The following is a 24,867-nucleotide window of genomic DNA, read 5'->3' on the forward strand; positions in this document are numbered from 1 at the left end:
AGCCGAACAGTGCGGTGAGGCGAGGACGGGGGTGTCGGCGCTAGACGAGCGTCGGCGCGTTGTCCACGTTGGACAACGCCAGACCCATGCTGGTGGTCATGCCGATCCCGGTCGTGACGGTGACGATGTGCACACGGTCGATGGGCTCTTCCAGCAGGAATTCCGAACCCGGTGCGGAGCAGTACGTTCCCTGCCATCGCTCGACGACGTCGATGCGGTCGACTCCGAACAGCGTTCTCGCTTCGCCGAGCAACACCTCGAAACCGTCTTCGCTCTGGAACGGCGAGGTGGTGATCTCGCGAACGTGGGTGTCGCCCAACAGGATCGACCCGTCCGGTTGTGGGGTGTACATCTGGTGCAGGTCGAGTTCGACGTAGTCGGGATACTCGGCCTGCAGGCGGGCAGCGACGTCTGCAACGGCGGGCAGGTTCTCGAAGCCCGAGTACCTCAGCAGCGACCAGCCGGTGAACAGCGGCGAGGGAAGCGGTGCACGCAGCGGCATGGTGGCTCGCATCATGTGCAGTCGGCACCGCACCAGTCCGCCGCGTTCGGCGCTCTCGGGAAACAGGCGATCGATGTCGTGGTTGACGGTGACGAACGTGGCACCGGCATGCAGGTCGCCGCGGGAGGTGCGAACGATTCCCGGCGCGAACGACGTTGCAGCGGTGCGCCAGTGGAAGTCCACCCCGGAATCGGCGAGCCAGCGTGCGACGGCCGGAGCGGCGGAGCGCGGGTCCACCTGGACGTCCAGAGGCAGGTACATGCCGCCGACCACATCGGTGTCGGCAAGGGGGAGTCGGTTCAGTACCTCGCTGCGGTCCAGCAGCTGTACCTGATCCTCGCCCCGTAGTTCGGCGAACTGCTCGAGCACCGCGAGCTCGTCCTCGTGCCGGGCGACGCAGTGCGTTCCCGATTCCGCTGCCCAGAAGTCGGCTCTTCGGGCGAGGTCGAGCCAGTGACTGCGGCCTGCTCGCGCGTACTCGAGTGCGGTCCCGGATTGCGCTGTGATGCAGGCGTGTCCGAAGTTCTGGACGGAGGCACCTGCGACACGATCGGCATGATCGATCACAGCCACGGTGAGTCCGCGCCGATGGGCGTGATACGCGTGTGCGAGGCCGACGATCCCGGCCCCGACGACCACGACGTCGTACGTCGATGTCATACGGAAAGTCTTTCTGCTGAGGTCATGTCAGGCGTCCATGACGGCGGTGAAGGTCATCCGGTCTCCGCGATAGAGCGACCGTCGGTGTTCGATGGGAACACCGTCCGTGTCGTAGGAGACACGGCCGAGCAGAAACATCGGTGTCCGAGTGTCGACGGTGAGCAGTGCGGCTTCCCTGGCATCGGGGAGGACGGTTTCGATGGTGTCGACAACGCGCCCGAACGTGACTCCCCGGGCTGCCAATTCGGCATAGAGAGACGTTCGGTGATCGAAACTGTCCTGTAGCCCCGGGATTCGATAGGCGGGAATGCGGGTCGTTTCCAGTCCGACTCGCACGTCGCCGGTGGTGAAGACGCGTTCGAGTTGCACCACCTCCGAACCGATCTCGATCGCGAGGAGTTCCGCCAGCACGTCGTCTGCTCGGAACACTTCCCAGCCGACCAGAATTCGAGTGGCGCTCATGCCCTTCTCGCGCGCGGCCTCGGTGTAGGAGCCGATCGCCAACGGCAGCACCACTTTGGGTTCGGCCACCACCGTCGCCCGGCCGCGACGTTCGATTCGACCGGCTACCAACAGTTCTCGGATGGCTTGACGCAGTGTCTCGCGGGACACGTCGTATCGATCGGCGAGATCGCGCTCGGACGGAAACGCGTCGCCCGCAGACATGCCGTCGAGCATCGCGTCGAGGCTTCTGCGGACGATCTGATGCTTGAGTACGCGAGGTTCGGTGTCCACGGCCATGGACCAACCATAGCATCAATTGGTCTAGACCTAATTGTCATGCGACGTTCACGGTCCGTTCACTTACGTTCCACGTAATGGTCTATACCAAACGGCAGTCTCTTCCCCATGCCGAACTCCACCAGCCCGAACATCAGCACCCCCGTCGAGCTCGTCGTCCTCGACATGGCCGGAACCACTGTCACCGACGACGGTCTGGTACTGGAATCGTTCGATGCCGCAGCCACCGCCGTCGGACTTGCCGACGCCGGTCCGGAACGCGACGACGCCCGCCGCTACGTCCTCGACACGATGGGTCGGTCCAAGATCGAGGTGTTCCGCGCACTGTTCGGAACAGAGGACCGCGCTCAGGCTGCCAACCGCGCCTTCGAATCGGCCTACGACGCCCGCATCGACGCCGGGGTCTCACCTGTACCCGGTGCGGCCCAGGCGATCACGAAGCTTCGCGAATCCGGAATCACCGTCGTCCTGACGACCGGATTCTCGGCACCCACCCAGAATCGCATCATCGACGCGCTCGGCTGGCGGGATCTGCCCGACGCATTCCTCGCACCCGGGAGTGCCGGTCGTGGCCGTCCGCACCCCGATCTCGTGCTCTCGGCCGCCCTGCTCGCCGAGGTGACCGACATTTCCGCGGTCGCCGTCGTCGGTGACACGTCGAGCGACATCCTGTCCGGTCGCCGAGCCGGCGCATCGCTGTTGGTCGGCGTGCTCACCGGAGCTCATTCCGAGAACCAGCTGCTCGAAGCAGGTGCCACCCACGTGCTCGACAGCGTCGCCGACCTTCCCCCCATCGTTCTGCCCTGAACAGCTCTGCCCTGAACAGCTCTGCCCTGAACATCCACCACACCCCGAACGGACATCACGCCATGACCACCATCTCTCGCCGTCGTGCCGGAACCGCCGCGGCCGTGCTCTCTGCCGCGGCTCTCGTCGCAGCCGGTTGTTCGAGCTCATCCGAGGGAGCCACCACCGAGCAGGGATTCCCCGAAACCATCACGCTCGCAGCCATTCCCGCCGAGAACTCCACAGACCTGAAAGCCAGCTACGACCCCGTCATCGAGCGGCTGGAGAACGAGACCGGAGCGAGCGTCGAGTTCATCCAGGCCTCGGACTACGCCGGCGTGGTCGAGGGCCTGATCGCAGGCAACGTCGACATCGCGTTCTTCGGCCCCTTCGCGTACGTCGTCGCAGGCATCAACGGTGCGGAGATGACACCGCTGGGTGCCGCCGTCCAGGACGAGGGAACTCCTCCCGGCTACCAGTCGTACGGAATCGCTCGTTCGGACAATGCCTCGGTGAACGGTCTCGCCGACTACGCAGGCAAGAAGGTCTGCTTCGTCGACCCGAGCTCCACCTCCGGATTCCTCTACCCGACAGCGGGACTCATCGAGGACAACGTCATTTCCTCCGGTTCCGAGGCCGACATCTCCGCCGCGATGACCCCGATCTACGCCGGCGGACACGATGCATCGGCGCTGGCCGTCAAGGCCGGAGACTGCGACGCCGGATTCGCGTTCGACACCATGGTCGACCGCACGATGATCGACAACGGTGAACTTGCACCCGGTGAGCTCAAGACCGTGTGGAAGTCCGAGATGATCGCCGGATCGCTCTTCGCAGCCAACAACGATCTCGGTGCCGACGCCATTGCCAAGCTCCAGGACGTCTTCAGCGACGGCATGAACTCGGATGCCTTCGTGGCCGACGGCATCTGTGCCGAGGAATGCCGCATCACCGACGAGGACGCCTGGGGCGTCGTTCCCGCCCAGGACAGCGATTACGACGGCGTGCGCCACGTATGCGAGGTCACCGGCTCCGAGAAGTGCCAGGGCTGATGATGTCCGCACCGATGGACCGGGGCGACGTGGTGGTCAGTGTTCGCAACGTCACCAAGACATTCGGATCCACCACAGCGCTCGAGAACGTGAATCTCGATGTGCATCAGAGTGAGATGTTGGTTCTGCTCGGGCTTTCCGGCTCCGGGAAGTCGACGCTGTTGCGGTGCATCAACGGCTTGCAGCCCGTGACGTCGGGGAGCGTGACTGCACTCGACATCCGGGTCGACCTGGCGAACCGCCGCCGTGTGCGCGAGCTACGCCGAGATGTCGGCTTCGTCTTCCAGCACTTCAATCTCGTGGGCCGGCTGAGTTGCCTCGAGAACGTACTCGTGGGAGGCATCGGCCGACTGTCGATTCCGCGCTACGGCGCACTCACCTACCCGAAAGCGATGCGAGAGGAAGCCCGCGCGTGCCTCGACCGAGTCGGGTTGGCGGACTTCGCCGAACGGCGCGCCGACACGCTGTCGGGTGGACAGCAGCAACGGGTGGCGATCGCACGCACCCTGATGCAGCGTCCGCGGATCGTCCTCGCGGACGAACCCGTCGCCTCGCTCGACCCCGAGAACGCGGGCGTGGTGATGGATCTGTTGCAGCGAGTGTGCAGCGAGGAGAAACTGACCGTGGTGTGCACGTTGCATCAGGTCGATCTCGCCCTCGGCTGGGCCCATCGCCTCGTGGGTCTCCGAGACGGTCGGGTGGTGCTCGATCGCCCCGCCGCCGGTCTCCAGCGTGATGACATCATGCCGATCTATCAACGGATCGCGCCCGACCCCGGGAGCATGACCACGGTGGCACCGACATGACCGTCACCGTCGAACCGAAGCCCACGAACACTGCAGGGCAGAAGGATCCGCAGCGGCGTCGATGGCTGTTCCCGGCACTGGGTGTCGTCGCGCTCGTTCTCACCGTGCTCTCGGCGGGCTACATCGACTTCGCGCCGACGACCTTGATCGACGGTCTCGAGGATGTGGGCAACCTGCTCGAGCGGATGCTGCCGCCGCGTGTCGACGACACCGGAAGGATCGTCTCCCTCGCGCTCGACACCTTGCTCATGGCAGTGCTGGGCACCGTGCTCGCAGCGGTCGTCTCGGTACCGCTGGCGTTCCTCGCGGCACGGAACACCTCGCCCCACCCGGCCCTGTACGGCATCGCGCGCGCCGTCATCACCTTCTGCCGGGCGATGCCGGATCTGCTGTTCGCGGTGCTGTTCGTCCGGGCGTTGGGAATCGGTGTGCTGCCCGGCATCCTGGCTCTGGCACTACATTCCATCGGCATGCTCGGCAAACTGTTCGCCGACGCCATCGAAGAGACCGATGTCGGACCGCGAGAGGTGCTCCGTGCCGCTGGAGCCGGCTACTACCGGGAGATGATCAATGCCGTTGTTCCGCAGGTGGTTCCGGCGTGGATCGGCGCTTTCGTCTATCGAATCGACATCAATCTGCGCATGTCGGTCGTGCTCGGCTTCGTCGGGGCAGGCGGCATCGGTTTTGCCCTGCAGGACGCTCTCCGCGGACTGATCTACCCGCGTGCTCTCGGAATCGTGTTGGTGATCCTGGTGATCATCGCCGCAATGGAATTTGTAGCGATGGCTCTGCGCCGCATGCTGCTGGTCCCGTCCGCGGCCGGCCCGCAGCGCGATCGACTGATGCGCCTCGGGGCGTCGGCTGTGCTCTTGTTCGCGATCGTGGCGTCGTTCGTGGTTCTCGAATTGGATCCGCGCTCGCTGCTGACCTGGATCGGGCCGTCGATCGAGGTGTTCGGTCGAATGGTCCCACCGGATTTCTCCGCTTTGGGATCGGACCTGTTCGACGCCGCCGTACAGACCGTCGCCATCGGAGTCGTGGCCACCGCAATCGGTATCGTGCTGTCGATTCCCGTCGGAGTTCTGGCTGCGCGCAACGCAACTCCGCATCCCGCGGTGTATTGGGTTGCGCGATCCTGGATTGTGTTGGTTCGGGCTGTGCCCGAACTCATCCTCGCCGTCGTGTTCGTCGCAGCGCTCGGATTGGGTCCGGTGGCGGGAACCTGCGCACTGGCCATCGGATCCGTCGGATTTCTCGGCAAACTCGTGGCGGACGCGATCGAGGAGATCGATCCCGGTCCCCTCGAAGCGGTGGCGTCGGTGGGTGGCGGTTGGTGGAACAGGACATTGAGTGCCGTTGTTCCTCAGGCCATTCCATCGATGGTCGGTTCGAGCTTGTATCTGCTCGACGTGAACATTCGTACCTCGACCATTCTCGGGATCGTCGGTGCGGGCGGTATCGGCTTCCTGCTCTTCGAGTCGATTCGTACCCTGAACTTCGCCGTCGCCGGTGCGATCGTTCTCGTCATCTTCGTCGTCGTGTACATCGTGGAAAGGGTCTCCGGATGGATCAGATCATTGTTGGTCTGACACCGGCCGCCGTCTGGACGGGGAGCGGGATCGAGATGTGGGACATCGAGATTCCCGCCCTCGAGTCGGGTGATCTGCTGGTGCGCGTCGATCTCGCCACGGTGTGCGGGAGCGATCTGCACACGGTGTCCGGTCGACGGCACGGAGCGTGCCCGTCGGTACTCGGGCACGAGGCCGTCGGTCGCGTCGTCGCCGCCGGTGATGCCACATCCCCAGCGGCGGTCGGGGATCGGATCGTGTGGTCGGTGACCGTGCCCTGCGGCCGATGCAGTCGATGCGGCCGCGGGTTCACGGCCAAGTGCTCGTCCGTGCGCAAGGTGGGTCACGAATCTGCCGAGAGTCCATGGGTTCTCAGCGGCTCCTACGCCCGACACATCGTGCTTCCTCGCGGGACCGCAGTGGCCCGGGTTCCCGACACCATGCCCGATGCCGTCGCCGCACCGGCAGCGTGTGCGACGGCCACGGTGATGGCGGCTCTCGACGCAGCGGGTGCTTTGGACGGCCGACGGGTACTGATCGTCGGGGCCGGAATGCTGGGGGTCACCGCCGCCGCAGCGGCATGCGAGCGAGAGGCATCGGTGACGGTCGTCGATCGAGACCCGGAGCGACAGAGACAATCTCGTGCATTCGGGGCCGGTGAGGACGACGGTGCACGAACAGATGTGGCGATCGACTTCTCCGGATCGTCGGAGGCCGTGCAGTCGGCGTTGGGGCGACTCGACGTCGGTGGGAGGCTCGTGCTTGCCGGATCCGTCGCGCCGGGTCCGCCGATCACCGTCGACCCGGAAGCAGTGGTCCGGAACTGGCTGACCATCACCGGCATCCACAACTACGAGCCGCGGCACCTCCATCAGGCCGTTGCCTTCCTACGCGACACCGGCGCGAAGTATCCGTGGGAATCCCTCGTCGAGGCACCGGTGCCGTTGGCCGAACTCGCGTCGGTGTTGCGGCCGACGCCGTCGGGAATTCTCCGATCCTCGGTCGCGCCGTAGGTTCTGGGTCTGTCCACCAGCTCTGTCGTGCCCACGCCGGCCGGGGCGTGTCGCCGACAGCGTCGCTCTCGACATAGCGAGCGACGATCACATCCGGCCGATGCGGGCCCGGTGTTCGGATTGCGTTTCGTTCGAGCGGGATACCCGGAGGTCATGCCCGAAGGTGACACAGTGTTCGTATTGGCCGCGAGGTTGCGTCGGGCATTGGACGGCACATCGTTGCGGGCCGGAAGGCTGCAGGTGCCCGCGCATGCAGTCGAGAATCTGGCCGGGCGAACCGTCGTCGCACACCGGACCCACGGCAAACATCTGCTGACCGATTTCGACGACGACACGACGCTGCACACGCATCTGCGGATGAGCGGATCGTGGACGGTGGTGCGGGCCGGTCGCTCGATTCCGCAGCGTGTCCGACCCGACGTGCGGGTGCGGCTCGCCGCGGTCGACGGGCCCACCGCCTACGGAATTCTGCTACCGGTCGTCGATTACGGATACACACCGGACATGAACGCGCTGATCGCACATCTGGGACCGGACCCACTGCACTCGACGTTCGACGCAGACCGAGCGGTTGCCAACATTGCCGCTCAGGGAACGCGGCCGATCATCGCGACGCTGCTGGACCAGAGGGTGATCGCCGGGCCGGGAAATCTGTGGGCGAACGAGCTCTGCTTTCTGCGCGGGCTGTGGCCGTGGACTCCGTCGACCGCCGTCGACGCCCAGCGGTTGGTCGCGTTGCTCGAACGAGCAATGCGTCACTCGGCGACGGTCCCGGGTGCGATGCAGGTGACCACCGGGGACACTCGCCGGGGCAGCACGCATTGGGTCGCCGGTCGAGCAGGGAAGCCGTGCCTGCGGTGCGGAACATCGATTCGGGTGGTCGCAGAAGTGAACGGTGACCCGGACAGGCGTCGAACGTGGTGGTGTCCGAGCTGTCAACCGGAGCAATAGCGACGGGCGGTCGATCGCTGTTGTCTCAACGAGATAACCGCCCGCGGGTATCGCGTGTTGCCTGCCGATACCACTGACAGCCATTCCTCGCGAGCGGCGAATCGAAACCCCGTCGTCTCGTCAGAAGGTCGAGTCCGTCGGATGATCGGTCTCCACCAGATCACGGGCCACGAGGTGCAGAGGGAGGTTCTGTTGCTGTGACAGCTTGGCCAACAGCTCGAAGGCCTGCACCGCGTCGAGGTCGTAGCGTTCCATGATCATGCCCTTGGCCTGACCGATGATGTCTCGACTGGCCAGACCGGTTCGGAACTGCTCGTGGTCACGGGCGCTGAGCATCGCGATGGCAGCGTGGGCAGAAAGCGCTTCACCGATGGTCACCGCGTCGGCGTGGAATGCGCCGGGTCGGTCGCTGTAGAGCACGAGCGCACCGAGGTCGTCGGCGTTGCTGTAGAGCTGGAACGCAGCAAGTGATTTGAAACCCTCTTCGACGGCGGTGGCAGCGAATCGAGGCCACCGATCCTCGTCGGTCAGATCGGCGGCGACGACGACGTCGAAGTGATGAACCTCGGTGGAAATGGGTCCTTCGCCGAGCTCGTACTGCAGGCGACACAGCTTCTCCGCGACCGGATCGGTGGACGCGACCACCGTCCGCTCGCCCTTTTTCACCGTGGTGATGCATCCGGTGACTGCACCCGGGATCATCGTGATGGCAGTACGCAGAATCGCATCGAGTGTCTGCGGCATCGAGCGCCGAGTCTCACGCAAGGATCGGGCGAATTCGGCCAAGCTCGAGGCGTCCGCCGATGCGGCTGTGTTGCCTTCGATAGAAGAGTGCGGCATGCACACAGTCCTCTCGCATGGGACCCCTGCCGACTTCGTCGCAGAGATCCGAGATCATGCGCCTTCTGCTGGACGCTCGATTCGGCCGACGGTGTCGGCTCCGTGCATTTTATACGCTGCCTTCGGGACGGTTGTACGTAGAACCGTCGAGCATCGGCGGAGGCACCCGAAAGCGCAGCGAGGGCCGCCGATCCGCAGATCGACGGCCCTCGCGGGTGCGTCTTACTTGAAGGTGTCCTTGATGTTCTCGCCGACCTTCTTCACGCCTGCCGAACCCTGGTCCTTCTTGCCCTCGGCCTCGAGGTCCTTGTTGTTGGTGGCGTCGCCCACAACTTCCTTGGCCTTGCCGATGGCGTCTTCTGCTGCGTTCTTGGCCTTGTCGATGAAGCTCATGTGAGTCCCTTTCTCGTTTCGTGCGGTGTCAGTAGTTGGTCGATGCTCGAACCGGAAAGCGCACGCCGAACCTATGAGATCTGGGTCACATCGGACGCCGCGCTCGGTCGACGTTTCGAGGAGCGGCACGGCGGATACATTCGAGCGATGATGGTCGGCAAGGTGGACAGCTTTCAGCGCAGGCACCCGTCAGCGGGTTTCCCGCTCGCAGTTCTGTACAAGTTCCTCGACGATCGAGGTGGATATCTCGCGGCTCTCATCGCGTACTACTCGTTTCTCTCGTTGTTCCCGTTGCTGCTGCTCTTCACCACCGTGTTGGGAATCGTGCTGGCCGGCGACCCCGAATTGCAGAGTCGAATCATCGATTCCGCGATGAGCCAGATCCCGGTCATCGGTGACCAACTCGGTCAGCCGGACCGCCTCAGCGGCGGAACGACCGCCATCGTCATCGGCGTGGTGGGGTCGTTGTACGGCGGGCTCGGAGTGTCACTTGCCGCGCAGTACGCGATGAACACCGCGTGGTCCGTCCCGCGAAACGAACAACCGGATCCGATCAAGGGACGCCTGCGAGGGCTGTTGCTGCTGAGCACCGTCGGCACGGCGATCATCGGACTGACCGTTCTCAACGGAGTCGCGTCCTCGGGTGTGTTCGGTTTTGCCGGCGGTGCGTTGGCGCTCGTCGGGGCCGTGGTCGTCAACGTCGTGGTCTTCACCGCCGCATTCCGTATCGGCACCGCCCGAGCCCTGACCGTGCGTGAGGTGCTGCCCGGCGCTGCGATCGCCGCGGTGATCTGGCAGGCACTGCAATCGTTCGGCGGGATCTACATTCGCTATGTCGTCGGCAACGCCAGCGCCAGCAACGGAATCTTTGCAATCGTCCTCGGCCTGCTCGGCTTTCTCTACGTCTCGTCGGTGCTCATCGTGCTGTGTATCGAAATCAATGCCGTGCGGGTCGACCACCTGCACCCACGGGCGCTGTTGACGCCGTTCACCGACAACGTCGAACTCACCGAGGGTGACAAGAACTCCTACACCGGACAGGCAGAAGCGCAGCGCAACAAAGGATTCCAGGACATCACCGTCACCTACGACGAGCCGGATTCGGTGACGGGGGAAGACGCGCCGACCAAGTGACCCGTGTGTCCACTGTTTCTGCTCGCGAGCGGGATCCCGTGTTCGGATGCGAATCGTGGTCACTCCTGGCGGCTCGAAATTTCTGACATGCATGGGAAAAATAATGCGTCAGTGCTAAAGTTGGGATCATGCCATCGCCCAAGGCGGACCGTCCCGAACCCACATTTATTCAGAACGCCCGTCGCGAACAGCTGATCCAATGCGCTGTCGATGTCATCGCGGAAGCGGGGGCGGAGAAGGCGTCGTTCGTCCGCATCGCCGAGCGCGCCGGAATCAGTCGCGGCGTCATCTCCTACCATTTCGGCACCCGCGAGGAACTCCTCGATGGCGTCGTCCAGCTCGTCTACGCACTCGGTGAACAGGAGGTCGGACCTCTCGTTCGTGCGGCAGGTTCGAGTCGAGAAGCGTTGCTGGAGTTCATCGGCGGCAGCGTCATGTTCTACGCTGCCTACCCTCGGCACATGAAGGCACTGTCGGCAATCTTCGCCACAGCTCCCGCTCGCGGTGAACGATCCGAGCACGGAGCCGAGATGCTCGAAGTCCACGGCCTTCTCGAGTCGGGGCAGCGGACTGGTGAGTTCCGGTCCTTCGACACCCGGATCATGGCCATGACGATTCGCGCTGCTCTCGACGCGGCCGTGTGGCAAGTAGGAGCTGGCGACGATGCGGTGAAGCTGGCCGACGAGCTGCGTCGAACATTCGATGCCGCAACACGATCGGACGGCCGATGAGGAAGTTGCCGGTCGCCCTCGCTACCGTGCTCCTGGTACTCGCCGGGTGCGCATCTACCTCGGATCCATCCGACAGCGCGCCCCTCGACGTCGCCACGACCACAGCTACCGTGCACGGGGTTGCTGCGCAGAACACGCGGCAATTTCTCGGCATCAGGTATGCGGAGCCTCCGGTCGGTGATCTGAGATGGTCACCTCCACAACCGCTTCCGGCATCCGACGACGATGCCGACGCCACTGCGCCGGGTTCGCAGTGTCCGCAGAGCTCGGCCGAGTCCGGTGGAACACCGACGACGGACGAAGATTGCCTCTTCCTCAATGTGACGACTCCGCTGGTGACGTCGAACGAGCCACTGCCGGTGATGGTGTGGTGGCACGGCGGCGGTTTCACGTCTGGAGCGGGCTCCGCATACGAAGCTCAGCGGATCGCTTCGGAGGGCAATGTCATCGTGGTGACGGTGAACTACCGACTGGGCATGCTGGGTTACCTGGGGCTCCCCGACCTGGACGGGGGCGGCAACTTCGGATTCGCCGATCAGATTCAGTCCCTGCGGTGGGTGAACGACAATGCCGCAGCATTCGGGGGAGACCCCGACAACGTCACCGTGTTCGGGGAGTCCGCAGGCGGTATGGCGGCGTGTGCTGCGCTGACATCGCCTGCCGCGCAGGGGTTGGTGGACAAGGTGGCCATCATGTCGGGGTCGTGTGCGTTGAACTTTCCGACCGACTCGATCTACCCGGGCGTGCCCGAGCAACGACCTTACGTTGCGCTGGCCGACAACGAGGCCACCGGAGCCGAAGTGGCGAAGCAACTGGGATGCTCGGGCTCGGGCGCGATCGAATGTTTGCGTGCGCTGCCCGTCGATGCTCTCGTAGCGCAGGGACAGAATTTCTCCAATCAACTCGCCTACGGTACCGAGCTACTACCCGCCGATCCGGCGCGTGCTGTCGAAGCCGGTGCAGCCCTGAACGTTCCGGTGTTCTCCGGTGGCAACCGGGCCGAACAGAATTCGTTCGTCGGCGGGGCGCTGTTGGCGGATCCGACTTCGGTGACAGCCGATTCGTATCCCGCACTCCTCGCCGATGCATTCGGACCCGAGGCCGCCCGCGTAGCCGATCTGTATCCGCTGCAGAACTTTTCGTCTGCGGCGCTGGCATGGGCGTCGGCGACCACCGATGCCGGTTGGTCGTGCCCGACGTACCGAAACAACCGGGCTCTGGCAGTGAATGCGCCGGTGTATTCGTACGAGTTCGCCGATACCGGGACCGCTGACGTCAGTGGCGTCGGTGCGTCCGGCGTGCAACAGGATGCCGCACATGCGACGGATATGCCGTACTTCTTCGACATTGCGGGACACGATCTGCTGAAGACTCCGGCGCAGCACGATCTCGCCCGAACGATGATCGCGTACCTCACCTCGTTCGCCCACACCGGAACACCCAGTGCAGACAATGCACCGCCGTGGCCTCGTACCACCGCAGACGTCAGCCCCGTTCTGCAGTTCGTCTCCGACGACATCTCGGTGATCGACGCCGATGCCGAGCATCACTGTGACTTCTGGAATTCGCTCGCGCGCTGACAGATGGGTTCGGTCGACGGGCAAACGCGCGCGCATTCGTCAGGTGCGCGGAATTGCCGGGTGATCGGGCGCTGATTCGCGTGCGGATGGCAAGTGCGCGCGCGTTTGCGAGTGAACGGGGCAGGGGCTGGGGAGCGCTGCTGTCGCCGCGTAGGGATTGACTGCGGGGGACGAGTCGGGGGTCGGCCGGTTCGCTGGCCGATCGGGCTGAGGCAAACGCGCGCGCATTCGTCGGATGCGAGCGGAATTGCCGGGTGATCGGGCGCTGTTTCGCGCGCGGATGGCGAACGCGCGCGCGTTTGCGGGGAACGGGGGACCGGGAGCGGGGAACCGGCAGCGAGGGACCGGGGAACCGGCAGCGGAGGGCGGGCCGGCGATGGCGGACGTCGACGACCGGTGGCGATGGAGTGACCCCTGTCACGAACCGGCTGACCGGTCGGCTGAAACAAACTTCGAGTTCGTTTCGCGAAAGCGCATGCGCAAGCGCTTGTATGCGTCCTAGGCTCCTGCAATCGAGCGACGCGACCGCGTGGCCAGGGGACAAGGGAGTCCACATGTTCAATCACCGTCGGAAGTCCACGCTGACGATCGGGACCGTGCTCATGGCCGGTTCGCTCGTGCTGGGTCTGACCGCCTGCAGCAGTTCGGATTCGGACAGCGTCAAGGTCGGACTCATCACCAAGACGGACTCGAATCCGTACTTCGTGAAGCTCCGCGAGGCAGCACAGGCCAAGGCCGATTCCAGCGGAGCCGAGCTGGTGGCTCTGGCCGGCGCATTCGACGGTGACAACGAAGGACAGGTCGCAGCGATCGAGAACCTGGTCGGCCAGGGTGTGAAGGGAATTCTGATCACCCCGAACTCGTCCACCGGAGTCCTCGACGCGATCAAGAAGGCCCGTGACGCCGGCGTCGTCGTCATCGCCCTCGACACCGCAACCGACCCCGAGGACGCGGTCGACGCCACCTTCGCCACCGACAACAAGGCGGCCGGAGTGAGCCAGGGTGCCTGGGTCAAGGGCACGCTCGGCACCACCGCACCCCAGGTCATCATGCTCGACGGCACCGCGGGCGGCACGGTCGACACCTTCCGTCACGACGGGTTCCTCGAAGGCATGGGTCTGACCGACAGTTCGCCGGAGATCGTGGGCCAGGAGAACACCAACGGTGATCAGACCAAGGCGCAGACCGCCATGGAGAACCTGCTGCAGCGTGCTCCGGGCGTCAACGCTCTCTACACGATCAACGAGCCTGCAGCTGCGGGTGCGTACCAGGCGATCCAGTCCGCCGGTCGCGCCGACCAGATCACCATCGGGTCGATCGACGGTAGCTGCACCGGCATCGCGAATGTGAAGTCCGGCATCATCGGCGCGACGGTGCTGCAGTTCCCCGCGAAGATGGCCGAGCAGGGCGTCGACGCAGTGGTGAAGTTCGCGCAGGACGGCACCAAGCCCAGCGGTTTCAACGACACCGGTTCGCAGCTCGTCACCGACAAGCCCGTTGCCGGAATCGATTCCCAGGACACCGCGTGGGGCGAAGCGAATTGCTGGGGCTGATCGCGAATTCCCGGACCGCCGTCGAGTACGAGGACTGATCAGTGAGTACCGAAACCGCTGCGCCTCCCAAGGCACCGAGCCGGTTCAACGTGGGAACCGTCCTGCGTGAACCGCTGCTCGGGCCGTTGGCCGCGCTCGTCATTGCCATCATCGTGTTCAGCTCTATTTCGAGCTCGTTCCTCAACCCGCAGAACGTCTCTCTGATTCTGCAGCAGTCGGTGGTGGTCGGCATTCTCGCCGTCGGCCAGACACTGATCATTCTCACGTCCGGGATCGATCTGTCGATCGGCGCGGTCGCGGTGATGGGCACCATCGTGATGGCACAGTCGGCCGGGGCGAACGGACCGGTCGTAGCGTTGGGTTCGACGCTTGCCGTGTGCGTGGCGTTCGGCGCGATCAACGGCGGATTGGTGACGGTACTGAGACTGCCGCCGTTCATCGTCACGCTCGGCACGTTCACCGCGATCCAAGCGGCCACCAGACTGTTGGCCGGATCCGAGACCTATCAGGTCCCGAGCGGACCGCTGACATTTCTCGGCACCTCGTTCAAGGTCGGTAGCTTCTCCACCACCTACGGCGTGGTGGTGATGCTGCTGGTGTACGCCGTGATGTGGTACGCGTTGTCCCAAACATCCTGGGGCAGGCATATTTACGCGGTCGGCGGGAGTCCGCAGGCCTCGGACCGTTCCGGCATCAAGTCCGGTCGCGTGCTGTTCTCGGTCTACATCGTCACCGGCGTCATCGCGGCGATCGCGGCGTGGGCGGCTCTCGGACGAATCCCCAATGCCGACCCGAATGCGTATCAGAACGCCAATCTGGAAACGATCACCGCGGTGGTCATCGGTGGAACCAGCCTGTTCGGTGGCCGCGGTACCGTCATCGGAACTCTCGTCGGAACCCTGATCGTCGGTGTGTTGCGCAACGGTCTCACCCAGGCAGGCGTCGACAGCCTGTACCAGAACATCGCGACCGGCATTCTCGTCATCGTGGCGGTGGCCGTCGATCAATTCGCACGTCGGAGGTCACAGTGAACGCCCCTCTCGCTCTGGAAGCGCGTGGTCTGGTCAAGACCTACGGCAGCGTGACGGCCATCAACGGTGCAGATTTCGAGTTGCGGGCCGGTGAAGTGTTGGCGGTGATCGGCGACAACGGTGCCGGGAAGTCCAGTCTCATCAAAGCTCTGGCCGGGGCAGTCATTCCGGATTCGGGTGAGATCCTGATGAACGGATCGCCGGTGTCGTTCAAGAACACGCGCGACGCACGAGCGGCAGGCATCGAGACGGTCTACCAGGACCTGGCCGTCATTCCGGCGCTCGACATCGCCTCCAACGTCTACCTGGGGCGCGAGATCAAGCGTAAAGGCATCAGCGGCAGTCTCTTTCGACGGCTGGACATGCCGAGGATGCGAGAGGAGTCGTCGAAGCATCTGCAGGACCTCAAGATCGGTATCAAGTCGGTCAACCAGGCGGTCGAGACGCTCTCCGGTGGCCAACGTCAGGGTGTGGCCGTAGCGCGGGCAGCAGCGTTCGGCCGCGGAGTGATCATCATGGACGAGCCGACTGCCGCACTGGGTGTGCGAGAGTCGGGCATGGTGATCGATCTGATTCGCACCATTCGCGACCGCGGCATACCTGTGGTGCTCATCAGCCACGACATGCCGCACGTGTTCGAGGTCGCCGACCGGATCCACATCCACCGCCTCGGCAAGCGGGCGGGCGTGGTCGATCCGAAGAACCGCAGTATGTCCGAGGTCGTCGCGCTCATGACCGGCGCGGAGGAGCCGACCGACGATGAACGCGCCGGGCTCTGAATCGACAAGCCCGGTCGGTGTTTTCGTCGGGCTGGCGACACTCGACGTCATCCATCGAGTGTCGGCAGCGCCGGCACCCAACCAGAAGATCACCTCGAGCGCTCAGTTCGTCGCGGCGGGAGGTCCTGCCGCCAACGCGGCCGTCACCTTTGCCGCGCTCGGCGGGACGGCCGTGCTCGTCACCGCACTCGGAGACGACCCGGTGGCCGCGCTGGTGAAGGCGGACCTGGCTGCGTTCGGCGTCCGCGTGATCGACGCGGCCGAGGGCTCGAGCAGATCGGTGCCCGTCTCGGCGGTGACGGTGATCGAATCGACCGGCGATCGATCGGTCGTCTCGGCCGACGCCGTGAAATCCGACGCCTCGCCGCCCGAGGGGCTGGAGGCCGTCGTCGCCGGTGCCGACGTCGTTCTGGTCGACGGGCACCACCCCCTGATCGCCTGCGCCGCCGCGGAACATGCGGCGGCGCGGGTTACCACGTTGGTCGTGGACGCCGGTCGCTGGAAACCGGTGATGACCGAGCTGATCGAGCACGCCACGGACATGGTGTGCTCGGCGGACTTTCGCGCCCCCGGCACCTCGGACACGGCCGCGAACGCCGCGGAACTCGTTGCATCCGGTGTGCGGACCGTCGTCACCACCCACGGCGGCGAGCCCGTCGAGTGGTGGTCCGAGGGATCGACCGGATCGGTCGATGTGGAGCCGGTCGCGGTGGTCGATACTCTGGGTGCCGGGGATGCGTTCCACGGCGCGTACGCCTACTACTGCACGCAGCCGGGCTCGCTGGCCGAGCGCATCGACAGCTCGGCTCACGTTGCCGCGCTGCGCTGCTCGGTGATCGGCCCCAGAGCATGGCTACGCGAACTTTCCATCAACGGACTCGAAAGCGACAACGGTGAGCATTGACCAGGACGTACAGGAAGCCACCCTCGACGAACTCGTGGAGCTGGCGCGAAAGCTGGCCGTACCGGGTGAGCGGCGCATACTCGGCCTGACCGGTGCACCGGGTGCCGGAAAATCGACTGTGGCACAGCAACTCGTCGACGCGCTCGGGCCCGAACTCGCGGTACTGGTTCCGATGGACGGATTCCATCTCGCCAACGAGGTGTTGATCGAGCTGGGCCGGCTCGATCGCAAGGGTGCCCACGACACGTTCGACGACGGTGGATACGCGCGGTTGATCGCGGCCGTTCACGATCAGCAGCCCGGTGGTCCGCTCGTGTACGCGCCGAGATTTCGCCGAGAGATCGAGGAGTCGATCGGTTCCTCCATCCCGGTCCCGTCGGCTGTTCCGCTGGTCATCACCGAAGGCAACTACCTGCTGATGGAATCCGATGCGTGGCCGGCGGCGCGGGCGATGATCGACGAAGTCTGGTTTCTGGCTCCACACACGAGAGTTCGGCACGAGCGGCTGGTGGCCAGGCACGAGGCCTACGGAAAGTCGCACGAGGACGCGGAGTTCTGGGCACTGGGATCGGACGAACGCAACGCGGAATTGATCGGGTCCACCGCACGTCGCGCCGACCGAATCCTGCGGCTGACATGACGATTGCGCAGAACCACGAGACACGACAGCGCTGGGCCGACTGACATGCCCACGATGGACGACGTCGCCCGATTGGCAGGTGTCTCGGTATCGACTGTCTCGCACGTGCTCAACGGCACTCGCAACGTCAATGCCGCCACCCGGGAACGCGTCGACGCGGCGATTGCCGAGATCGGATACCGACGCAACGTCGTCGCTCGATCGCTCGCGGCAGGTCGGACTCACACCGTGGGACTGTCGATCGCCGCGTTGACCAACCCGTATTTCGGAAGCCTGGTCCATGCCGTCGAGCAGCGATTGTCCGAGGCCGGTTACGTCTTGATCCTCGGTGATTCGCACGACGAGCCCAGGTCCGAGCGGAGGGTGACGGACTCGTTGCTCGACCGTCAGGTCGACGGCATGATTCTCGCACCCGCGGCGGGCTCCGAATTCTCGACGATTCCCGAGATCGTCCGCAGTGGAACGCCTCTGGTGTTGATCGACCGGATGCTCGACGTCCCCTGCGATCAGGTGGGTCCGGAGAACGACGCGTCGGCGTACGAGCTCACCACCCACCTCCTCGACGCCGGACACCGACGTATCGCGATCGTGCGCGGCATCGAAGGGATCTCCTCCACGACCGAGCGATTCGACGGCTACGCCCGCGCGCTGGCCGATCGAGGAATCGAACTCGATCCTCGACTGATTCTCGACGGCCGGTCCAGCGTCGAGGTGGCCGAGTCTCGGGTGCGTGAGTTGATGTCCGGTCCGGACCGGCCGTCGGCCCTGGTGTCGATGAACAACTCGATGACGATCGGATCGCTGAAAGCTGTTCGAGGCCTGGGTTTGTCGATTCCGGCGGACCTGGCCTTCGTCTGCTACGACGACTTCGAGTGGTCGGACCTGTTCGAGCCTCGGCTCACGGCGGCAGCTCAGGACGTGCAGACCATCGGCCGAACCGCAGCCGACCTGGTTCTCCGGCGCATCGAGGGACACGAGGACGCGCCCCGATCGATCCGAGTACCGACCACCTTCACCCACCGAAATTCCTGCGGCTGCAGTGCACCTCGAGCCGACGTGCCGGCCGCACCCGAAAGATAGGACAGTTCATGCCGATTGCCAGTCCGGACCAGTACGCCGCCATGCTGGATCGCGCCAAGGAGGGCGGGTTCGCCTACCCGTCGATCAACGTCACCGGTTCACAGACACTCAACGCAGCCCTTCAGGGCTTCGCCGAGGCCGAGAGCGACGGGATCATTCAGGTATCGGTCGGCACGGCGCTCTATCTCTCCGGCAATGCGGTGCAGAACCGCTTCGCCGGCTCAAAGGCGCTCGCACAGTACGCCCACGAAGTGGCGCAGCACTATTCGATCTCGGTGGCGCTGCACACCGATCACTGCCCAGCCGAGAATCTGGACGACTGGGTGCGGCCCCTGCTGGCCGACGCCATCGACCGACGCGGACGCGGACTCGACCCGCTCTATCAATCGCACATGTGGGACGGCTCGGCGGTGCCGCTCGACGAAAACCTGCGTGTCGCTCGGGAATTGCTCGATCTGTCGATGCAGGCGAACACGATCCTCGAAATCGAGGTCGGCGTCATCGGCGGCGAGGAGGACGGCGTCTCGCACGAGATCAACGAACAGCTGTACTCGACCGTCGACGATGCTCGGGCCACGATCGCCGCGCTCGGCGCCGGGGAGCGCGGTCGCTACATGACCGCCCTGACCTTCGGCAACGTGCACGGTGTCTACAACCCCGACTCGGTGCACCTACGCCCGGAAATCCTCGCCGAGATCCAGGCCGTCGTCGGAGCCGAGACCGGTAAGGACAACCCGTTCGATCTGGTGTTCCACGGTGGATCGGGATCCAGCGCAGAAGATATCGCCTCCGCGGTCGCGAGCGGGGTGATCAAGATGAACATCGACACCGACACCCAATACGCGTTCACCCGGTCCATCGCCGGGCACATGATCAGCAAGTACGACCAAGTCCTCAAGGTCGACGGCGAGTACGGCAACAAGAAGGCCTACGACCCGCGATCGTGGGGCAAGCCAGCCGAGACGGCGATGGCGGCTCGGGTGGTCGAGGCGACGCAGATGCTGGGCTCGGCAGGTCGCACGATGCGCTGAGAATCTTTTTGGTCGAGCGTGTCGAAATCTGCGGACCGGTTCCGTCCCAGGGTCGAATGCGGCAAGAATGGCCGCATCGGACGACAGGAGACACCATGGCCAAGTACCTCATGCTCAAGCACTACCGCGGAGCCCCCGAGCCTGCCGACTGGATCCCGATGGACCGGTGGACACCCGCCGAAGTGCGCGACCACATCGAGTTCATGCAGGACTTCGCCGCCGAACTCGAGAAGACCGGCGAATTCGTCGACGCGCAAGCTCTGGCCCCGGAGGGAACGTGGGTGCGCTCGGATGGGGAAGGGAAGCCTCCGGTCACCGATGGCCCGTTCGCGGAGACGAAGGACCTCATCGCAGGCTGGATGGTGATCGACGTCGACTCCTACGAACGCGCGCTCGAGCTGGCAGGGCAGCTGTCGGCAGCGCCCGGTGCCGGTGGGAAGCCGATCGACGAGTGGCTCGAACTGCGTCCGTTCATGGAGGCACCTCCCACCATCGCCGACTGACGACCGTCGTGGATCCACGGATTCTGCGGGAACTGACGCCCGCGGTGATCGGCGTTCTCGTCCACCGCGGAGCAGATTTCGCGGCGGCCGAGGATGCTGTGCAGGAAGCGATGCTCGAGGCGATCTCGACGTGGGTCTCCGAAGCACCGACCGACCCGAAGGGCTGGTTGGTCACCGTTGCCTGGCGGAAATTTCTCGACGCGCAACGCTCCGAGAACGCGCGACGAGCACGTGAGGATCGAGTCGCCGCCCAACCGGATCCCGGCAGTGTCGGCGGCGTCGACGACACGTTGCAGTTGTTCTTTCTGTGCGCGCACCCGTCGCTCGGTCCGGCGGCAGCGGTGGCGCTGACGCTGCGTGCCGTCGGGGGATTGACGACGCGGCAGATCGCGCAGGCGTACCTGGTTCCGGAGAAGACCATGGCGCAACGCATCAGCCGAGCCAAACGCACAGTGCGCGACGTGCGTTTCGACGCGCCCGGGGATGTCGGGACAGTGCGACGGGTGCTGTATCTCGTCTTCAACGAGGGGTACACCGGCGACGTCGATCTGGCGGCCGAGGCGATCCGGTTGACCCGGCAGTTGGCCAAACTGTCCGACGACGAGGAAACATCCGGGCTGTTGGCGCTGATGCTTCTGCACCACGCACGCCGTTCGGCCAGGACCGGATCCGACGGCCACGTCATCCCGCTCGCGGAGCAGGACCGATCTCGTTGGGACACAACGCTGATAGCGGAGGGAGTGTGGATTCTGCAGGCAGCGCTCGCGCAGGATCGGTTGGGCGAGTTCCAGACGCAGGCGGCCATTGCCGCCCTGCACGCCGATGCGCCGACTGTGAACGAGACAGACTGGCCGCAGATCGTCGAGTGGTACGACGAGTTGCTCGCTCTCACCGACAGTTCCGTCGTGCGACTCAATCGAGCGGTGGCGATCGGGGAGGCCGACGGTCCGGCGGCGGGGCTCGAGGCACTCGGCGAGGTCGATCCGGCCGTCCCGCGGCACACGGCGGCGGCCGCGTACCTGTGCGAGAAGGCCGGTGATCTGCTGCGTGCTGCCGACCTGTACGTGCAGGCGGCGGAGCAGGCGTCGTCGATCCCCGAGCGGCACCATCTGACGCTGCAGGCCGCGCGGTTACGGGCCGGCCGAGACCGCCGCGAGCGAACGGACCGATCGGTTTCGTAATCCGATCGTTAGCGGTAGGAAGCGAAATTCGTGCGACCCTCGATTGGTGCTGATGTTGCGTGTGGGACAGAAGAGAAAGAAGCGAACTCGATCCGCTGTGGTCGTGACGGCCGCCGCGGTGGCGTCGATGCTGATGACCGGAACGACGGCGCAGGCGCTGCCGGGGAACTCGGGATCGGCCGACGCGGCTGCCGGAGCGGTCGGCATCCATCAGGTGTCGGCGACTCGCGCTGTGCTGAACGTGTTCTCCCCGTCCATGAATCGCGTCATCTCCAACGAGGTGCTGCATTCCCCCGACGGTGGACCCGCACCCACTCTGGTGCTGCTCAACGGCGCACTCGGTAACGAGGACGGCGTCGGGTGGCTCAACAACTCCGGCGTCGAGAAGTTCTTCCTGGACAAGAACGTCACCGTCGTCGCACCGATCGGCGGCCGCTTCAGCTTCTACACCGACTGGCAGACAACGGATCCGGTGCTCGGCAGCAACATGTGGCAGACCTACCTCAGCCGCGAGTTACCCGCCGCTGTCGACGCGGCCTACGGATCGACCGGCAGGCGCGGCGTGGCGGGGCTGTCGATGAGTGGTGGTCCCGCACTCGACCTGGCGATCCAGGCCCCTGATGTGTTCGACGCGGCCGCGTCGTTCAGTGGGTGTCCGGCACCCTCCAACCCGCTTGCCACTGCGGGCATCTCGGCGATGATCGCCGGCGGACTCAACAATCCCTTCAATATGTGGGGGCTACCGGGAAGCCAGGGATGGCGCGATCACGACCCATCGCTCAACGTCGAGCGGCTGCGCGGAACCGCGGTGTACGTCAGTTCGTCCCGCGGACTCCCGGGGCCTGTCGATCGCATTCCCGAAGGCGCGATCCCGCCCTTCGGAGGGATGGCGGTCGAAGCGATAGTCAACCACTGCACGTCGATCTTCGTCGACGCTCTGCGCCGAGCCGACGTGCCGGCGACGGTGTCCATGCGCGAGGAGGGCGCGCACACCTGGCCGCTGTTCGAGGATCAGCTACGCGAGGCGTGGTTCACCACGCTGGCACCTGCTCTGGGAACCAGGTGATTGCGCCGACACCGGCGCGGGTACGCGTCGGTGGACAACACCGACGAAGGGACGACTCGAACATGTCGAAGGACGAATTGCACAAGGGCGACAAGGTCGAATGGCAGACCCACGGAACGAAGACCGAGGGCGAAGTGGTGGAGAAGATCACCTCCGATACCGAAGCCGCAGGCCGGACCGTGAAGGCGTCGAAGGACGACCCGCAGTACCGAGTCGAGAGCGACAAGTCGGGTAAGGACGCGGTGCACAAGCCGGACGCGCTCGACAAGAAGGACTGACGACACACGGCTCTTTCGATGCACCCGAGTGCACGGCCTCGGGTGCATCGGAGGATCTCAGGCCTGAGGCACCGAACGTTCTGCGCCCCAACTCCGTTCGATGTAGCCACGGATCCGCTCGATGTCCTCGGCCGGGATTCTCTCCGGCTCGCCGTGCTCGAGTGGATCGGTGTGGAAGATATAGAGCCGTGAGGCGAACTGGTCGAACGGCAGCGAACCTTCGCCTGCGCGTTCGCCGTTGCCCGCCGTACCCACCACGACGCCGTCGCCCCAGTCCTGCCCGCTGTCGTTGTTCGGGTTGAAGAAGTACACCCGCATGACACCGTCGGGGTCTGCGGACACGCGCAGAATCGTGATCGCGTGCCACCCCACATACCGTGCGGCACTGTCGGTTACGGCCACACCGGCCGGCTGTGGATGGATCAACGGTTGGTGCCCGTTGTACTCCGGGTGGTACGCGGCATAGAACTGCCGCAGGAAGACGTCCAGGTCCACGAGATTGCCGGTCGCGACGTCGACGTCGATGTGGAATTCGCGCGCCGACCACCAGCCGTGGAATTCTGGGTTGACCCAGCGGTGCGGGTCACCGGGACGATCGGCACAACGGCGGACCATCTCGGCGTAGATGCGGTCGAGGTGCGGAACCAGCAACAGCGACGCGGGATCGAGGTCCACCGGATCGGACGTGGCGACGCCGCTGACGCTCTCGGTCGACGAGATCGACTGCCCCTCGAAGTGCATGACGATCTCCTCGTCACGCGCCGCCCACACCACCATCTGCAGCAGGTAGTCGGGATCGTTGTAGGCCCACATCGACAACGCCCGCGCCGACTGACACGTCGGGTTGTCCCCCTGGCCGACGCCCAGGGGCTGCCCGAGCATCGAGAGCAAACCCCCGAGCAAGCGTGACTCCGGCGCGGGGACGGGCCCGAACGAGGTGATCAGTCGCTCCCGCACCGCAGGAGCGAGTTTCAGCGAGATCTGGCGCCACAGGGACGGCACGATCGGCGGCTGGTGCAGAATTCCCCGATCGAGCAGCAGCGCCAATCCGTAGAGGCACTGCGCGGTCTCGGGATACACCGTCTCCTCGATGAGGCGATGAACCAGTTCGGGATACCGCGTCAGGCAGGTCCGGCCGGTATCGGACAGACCGAGCGCCTCGGGCAGAACATACGAGTAATGGTCGACGAGATACTGCGTCAGCGTCGCGTGGTACGGCGAGACCAGACCGGTGTCGTGCATGGCCCGCGCGAATCCACGGGCCTCGAACTGCAATGCCTCGACGTCCATCGCCTCGAGCCGAGACCGGTACACCTCGACGCCCGGGTCCTCGCGGCAGGCATCGGTGGTGCCGAACAGCGCCGTGATCAATCGATCGAGGCCCTGCCCGGAGTTGCCGAGGTCCACGGTCGGGTCGTCGCGATAGATGGCGATGCGCGTGACCATCGCCTTGATGGTGTCCACCTGAATCGGACGCTGGCGCAGAATCCGCCAGATCTCCTCGACCAACTCGTCGAGCACGCTGTCGTACCCGATCTGCTGCGCGACGTAGCCGAACAGATCACGAATCAGATGCGCGGTGCGGCCCAATCGAACTCGCTCCGACTCCGACGGCGGTGTGAAGAGCACGTCGAGGTTGAGTGCGAGAACCTGCGAGAGAAATCGTCGAGCCTCCTCGGCGGTCACGGCCGGATGCTTGTACTCACCCGCGACGATCGCGATCATGCGCAGTTCGCTGGTCGCCTCGAGCACCACGGTGTCGTCGTTGCCGCTGCGCAGGCTCGGCCCCACGAACGCCGGGACGAGAATGTCCGGCTGGGCCCAGTCGGTACCTGCGAACAGTCCGGCCTGCTCGAGCATCGCGGCGCGTTCGCGAATTGCGCTGCAACCGCCGGGCTGCAACAACACTCGATGCAGGCCGTCGAGAACCCGTCGCACCTTGGTGTTCTTGCTGAACTCCGGTGCGTCGGCCAAAGCATGCATCGCGTGGTCGAGTTGGGCCAGTCGCGATGCCAGGGCCCGGTCCACGGCCGTGGTTGCGTTCGTCGGTGCCGGCTCGTGCAT

25 protein-coding genes are annotated in these 24,867 nt (G+C 65.0%); 20 read left to right on the plus strand and 5 right to left on the minus strand.

Annotated elements, in window-relative coordinates:
- Positions 1-40: 40 nt before the first annotated feature.
- Both CH276_RS06195 and CH276_RS06200 read right to left on the minus strand, forming a co-directional pair.
- Positions 41-1,162, minus strand: coding sequence for a TIGR03364 family FAD-dependent oxidoreductase (locus tag CH276_RS06195; RefSeq protein ID WP_094630381.1), 1,122 nt, complete (start codon positions 1,160-1,162; stop codon positions 41-43).
- Between the two features lie 27 nt (positions 1,163-1,189).
- Positions 1,190-1,903, minus strand: coding sequence for a GntR family transcriptional regulator (locus CH276_RS06200; RefSeq protein ID WP_032396017.1), 714 nt, complete (start codon positions 1,901-1,903; stop codon positions 1,190-1,192).
- 108 nt (positions 1,904-2,011) lie between these two features.
- Here CH276_RS06200 and CH276_RS06205 point away from each other — a divergent pair, with 108 nt between their 5' ends.
- The 6 genes from CH276_RS06205 to CH276_RS06230 all read left to right on the plus strand — a co-directional run bounded on the left by CH276_RS06205 (position 2,012) and on the right by CH276_RS06230 (position 8,079).
- Positions 2,012-2,710 (plus strand): phosphonatase-like hydrolase, encoded by a 699-nt coding sequence (locus CH276_RS06205; protein WP_094630382.1) that lies wholly within the window; start codon positions 2,012-2,014, stop codon positions 2,708-2,710.
- 62 nt (positions 2,711-2,772) lie between these two features.
- Positions 2,773-3,741, plus strand: a complete 969-nt coding sequence (locus CH276_RS06210) for a phosphate/phosphite/phosphonate ABC transporter substrate-binding protein (RefSeq protein ID WP_094630383.1) — start codon at positions 2,773-2,775, stop codon at positions 3,739-3,741.
- Positions 3,741-4,547 carry a phosphonate ABC transporter ATP-binding protein gene (gene phnC / locus CH276_RS06215; RefSeq protein ID WP_176459126.1) on the plus strand — a complete coding sequence of 269 codons (807 nt, stop codon included), beginning with the start codon at positions 3,741-3,743 and terminating at the stop codon, positions 4,545-4,547. The genes CH276_RS06210 and phnC overlap by 1 nt, the downstream gene beginning before the upstream one ends.
- Positions 4,544-6,136 (plus strand): phosphonate ABC transporter, permease protein PhnE, encoded by a 1,593-nt coding sequence (phnE, locus tag CH276_RS06220; RefSeq protein WP_094630384.1) that lies wholly within the window; start codon positions 4,544-4,546, stop codon positions 6,134-6,136. The genes phnC and phnE overlap by 4 nt, the downstream gene beginning before the upstream one ends.
- The gene (locus CH276_RS06225) at positions 6,112-7,128 is read left to right on the plus strand and encodes a zinc-binding dehydrogenase (RefSeq protein WP_094630385.1); all 1,017 of its coding nucleotides are present in this window, start codon (positions 6,112-6,114) and stop codon (positions 7,126-7,128) included. Before phnE ends, CH276_RS06225 begins: the two co-directional genes overlap by 25 nt.
- A 153-nt stretch (positions 7,129-7,281) precedes the next feature.
- Positions 7,282-8,079, plus strand: coding sequence for a DNA-formamidopyrimidine glycosylase family protein (locus CH276_RS06230; RefSeq protein WP_094630638.1), 798 nt, complete (start codon positions 7,282-7,284; stop codon positions 8,077-8,079).
- Positions 8,080-8,199: 120 nt separating this feature from the next.
- Here CH276_RS06230 and CH276_RS06235 read toward each other — a convergent pair whose 3' ends face one another.
- Positions 8,200-8,919, minus strand: coding sequence for a GAF and ANTAR domain-containing protein (locus CH276_RS06235; RefSeq protein WP_032396011.1), 720 nt, complete (start codon positions 8,917-8,919; stop codon positions 8,200-8,202).
- A 222-nt stretch (positions 8,920-9,141) separates the two neighbouring features.
- Entirely contained in the window at positions 9,142-9,312 is a 171-nt protein-coding gene (locus CH276_RS06240) for a CsbD family protein (protein WP_027495724.1), read from the minus strand.
- Between the two features lie 150 nt (positions 9,313-9,462).
- Between CH276_RS06240 and CH276_RS06245 the strand changes: the two genes are divergently transcribed.
- The 14 genes from CH276_RS06245 (at position 9,463) to CH276_RS06310 (ending at position 22,803) form a co-directional block, all read left to right on the plus strand.
- Positions 9,463-10,446 carry a YihY/virulence factor BrkB family protein gene (locus tag CH276_RS06245; protein WP_094630639.1) on the plus strand — a complete coding sequence of 328 codons (984 nt, stop codon included), beginning with the start codon at positions 9,463-9,465 and terminating at the stop codon, positions 10,444-10,446.
- A 128-nt stretch (positions 10,447-10,574) separates the two neighbouring features.
- Positions 10,575-11,177: a TetR/AcrR family transcriptional regulator gene (locus CH276_RS06250; protein ID WP_094630386.1), complete on the plus strand. Its 603-nt coding sequence runs from the start codon at positions 10,575-10,577 to the stop codon at positions 11,175-11,177.
- Positions 11,174-12,757 carry a carboxylesterase/lipase family protein gene (locus tag CH276_RS06255; protein WP_094630387.1) on the plus strand — a complete coding sequence of 528 codons (1,584 nt, stop codon included), beginning with the start codon at positions 11,174-11,176 and terminating at the stop codon, positions 12,755-12,757. The genes CH276_RS06250 and CH276_RS06255 overlap by 4 nt, the downstream gene beginning before the upstream one ends.
- Before the next feature lie 554 nt (positions 12,758-13,311).
- Positions 13,312-14,310, plus strand: coding sequence for a substrate-binding domain-containing protein (locus tag CH276_RS06260; protein ID WP_094630388.1), 999 nt, complete (start codon positions 13,312-13,314; stop codon positions 14,308-14,310).
- 41 nt (positions 14,311-14,351) lie between these two features.
- Positions 14,352-15,341: an ABC transporter permease gene (locus CH276_RS06265; RefSeq protein ID WP_032396007.1), complete on the plus strand. Its 990-nt coding sequence runs from the start codon at positions 14,352-14,354 to the stop codon at positions 15,339-15,341.
- The gene (locus CH276_RS06270) at positions 15,338-16,120 is read left to right on the plus strand and encodes an ATP-binding cassette domain-containing protein (RefSeq protein ID WP_032396006.1); all 783 of its coding nucleotides are present in this window, start codon (positions 15,338-15,340) and stop codon (positions 16,118-16,120) included. The genes CH276_RS06265 and CH276_RS06270 overlap by 4 nt, the downstream gene beginning before the upstream one ends.
- Positions 16,101-17,024 (plus strand): PfkB family carbohydrate kinase, encoded by a 924-nt coding sequence (locus tag CH276_RS06275; RefSeq protein ID WP_094630389.1) that lies wholly within the window; start codon positions 16,101-16,103, stop codon positions 17,022-17,024. The genes CH276_RS06270 and CH276_RS06275 overlap by 20 nt, the downstream gene beginning before the upstream one ends.
- Positions 17,014-17,664 carry a nucleoside/nucleotide kinase family protein gene (locus CH276_RS06280; protein ID WP_094630390.1) on the plus strand — a complete coding sequence of 217 codons (651 nt, stop codon included), beginning with the start codon at positions 17,014-17,016 and terminating at the stop codon, positions 17,662-17,664. The genes CH276_RS06275 and CH276_RS06280 overlap by 11 nt, the downstream gene beginning before the upstream one ends.
- A 45-nt stretch (positions 17,665-17,709) precedes the next feature.
- The gene (locus CH276_RS06285) at positions 17,710-18,744 is read left to right on the plus strand and encodes a LacI family DNA-binding transcriptional regulator (RefSeq protein WP_094630391.1); all 1,035 of its coding nucleotides are present in this window, start codon (positions 17,710-17,712) and stop codon (positions 18,742-18,744) included.
- Positions 18,745-18,752: 8 nt separating this feature from the next.
- Entirely contained in the window at positions 18,753-19,775 is a 1,023-nt protein-coding gene (gene fbaA, locus CH276_RS06290) for a class II fructose-bisphosphate aldolase (RefSeq protein ID WP_032396002.1), read from the plus strand.
- A gap of 95 nt (positions 19,776-19,870) precedes the next feature.
- Positions 19,871-20,278: a YciI family protein gene (locus CH276_RS06295; RefSeq protein ID WP_045196792.1), complete on the plus strand. Its 408-nt coding sequence runs from the start codon at positions 19,871-19,873 to the stop codon at positions 20,276-20,278.
- Positions 20,279-20,286: 8 nt separating this feature from the next.
- Positions 20,287-21,459 (plus strand): RNA polymerase sigma factor, encoded by a 1,173-nt coding sequence (locus tag CH276_RS06300; RefSeq protein WP_094630392.1) that lies wholly within the window; start codon positions 20,287-20,289, stop codon positions 21,457-21,459.
- A 103-nt stretch (positions 21,460-21,562) separates the two neighbouring features.
- Positions 21,563-22,525 carry an alpha/beta hydrolase gene (locus tag CH276_RS06305; protein WP_254925916.1) on the plus strand — a complete coding sequence of 321 codons (963 nt, stop codon included), beginning with the start codon at positions 21,563-21,565 and terminating at the stop codon, positions 22,523-22,525.
- 62 nt (positions 22,526-22,587) lie between these two features.
- Entirely contained in the window at positions 22,588-22,803 is a 216-nt protein-coding gene (locus CH276_RS06310; protein ID WP_032395999.1) for a DUF2945 domain-containing protein, read from the plus strand.
- A gap of 57 nt (positions 22,804-22,860) precedes the next feature.
- On the opposite strand, the gene CH276_RS06315 is transcribed toward CH276_RS06310, so the two are convergent.
- Complete coding sequence (locus tag CH276_RS06315) at positions 22,861-24,867, minus strand: hypothetical protein (RefSeq protein WP_094630641.1); 2,007 nt, start codon at positions 24,865-24,867, stop codon at positions 22,861-22,863.

Source organism: Rhodococcus sp. 06-470-2, from assembly GCF_002258235.1.
In the GTDB taxonomy this organism is placed as follows: Bacteria; Actinomycetota; Actinomycetes; order Mycobacteriales; family Mycobacteriaceae; genus Rhodococcoides.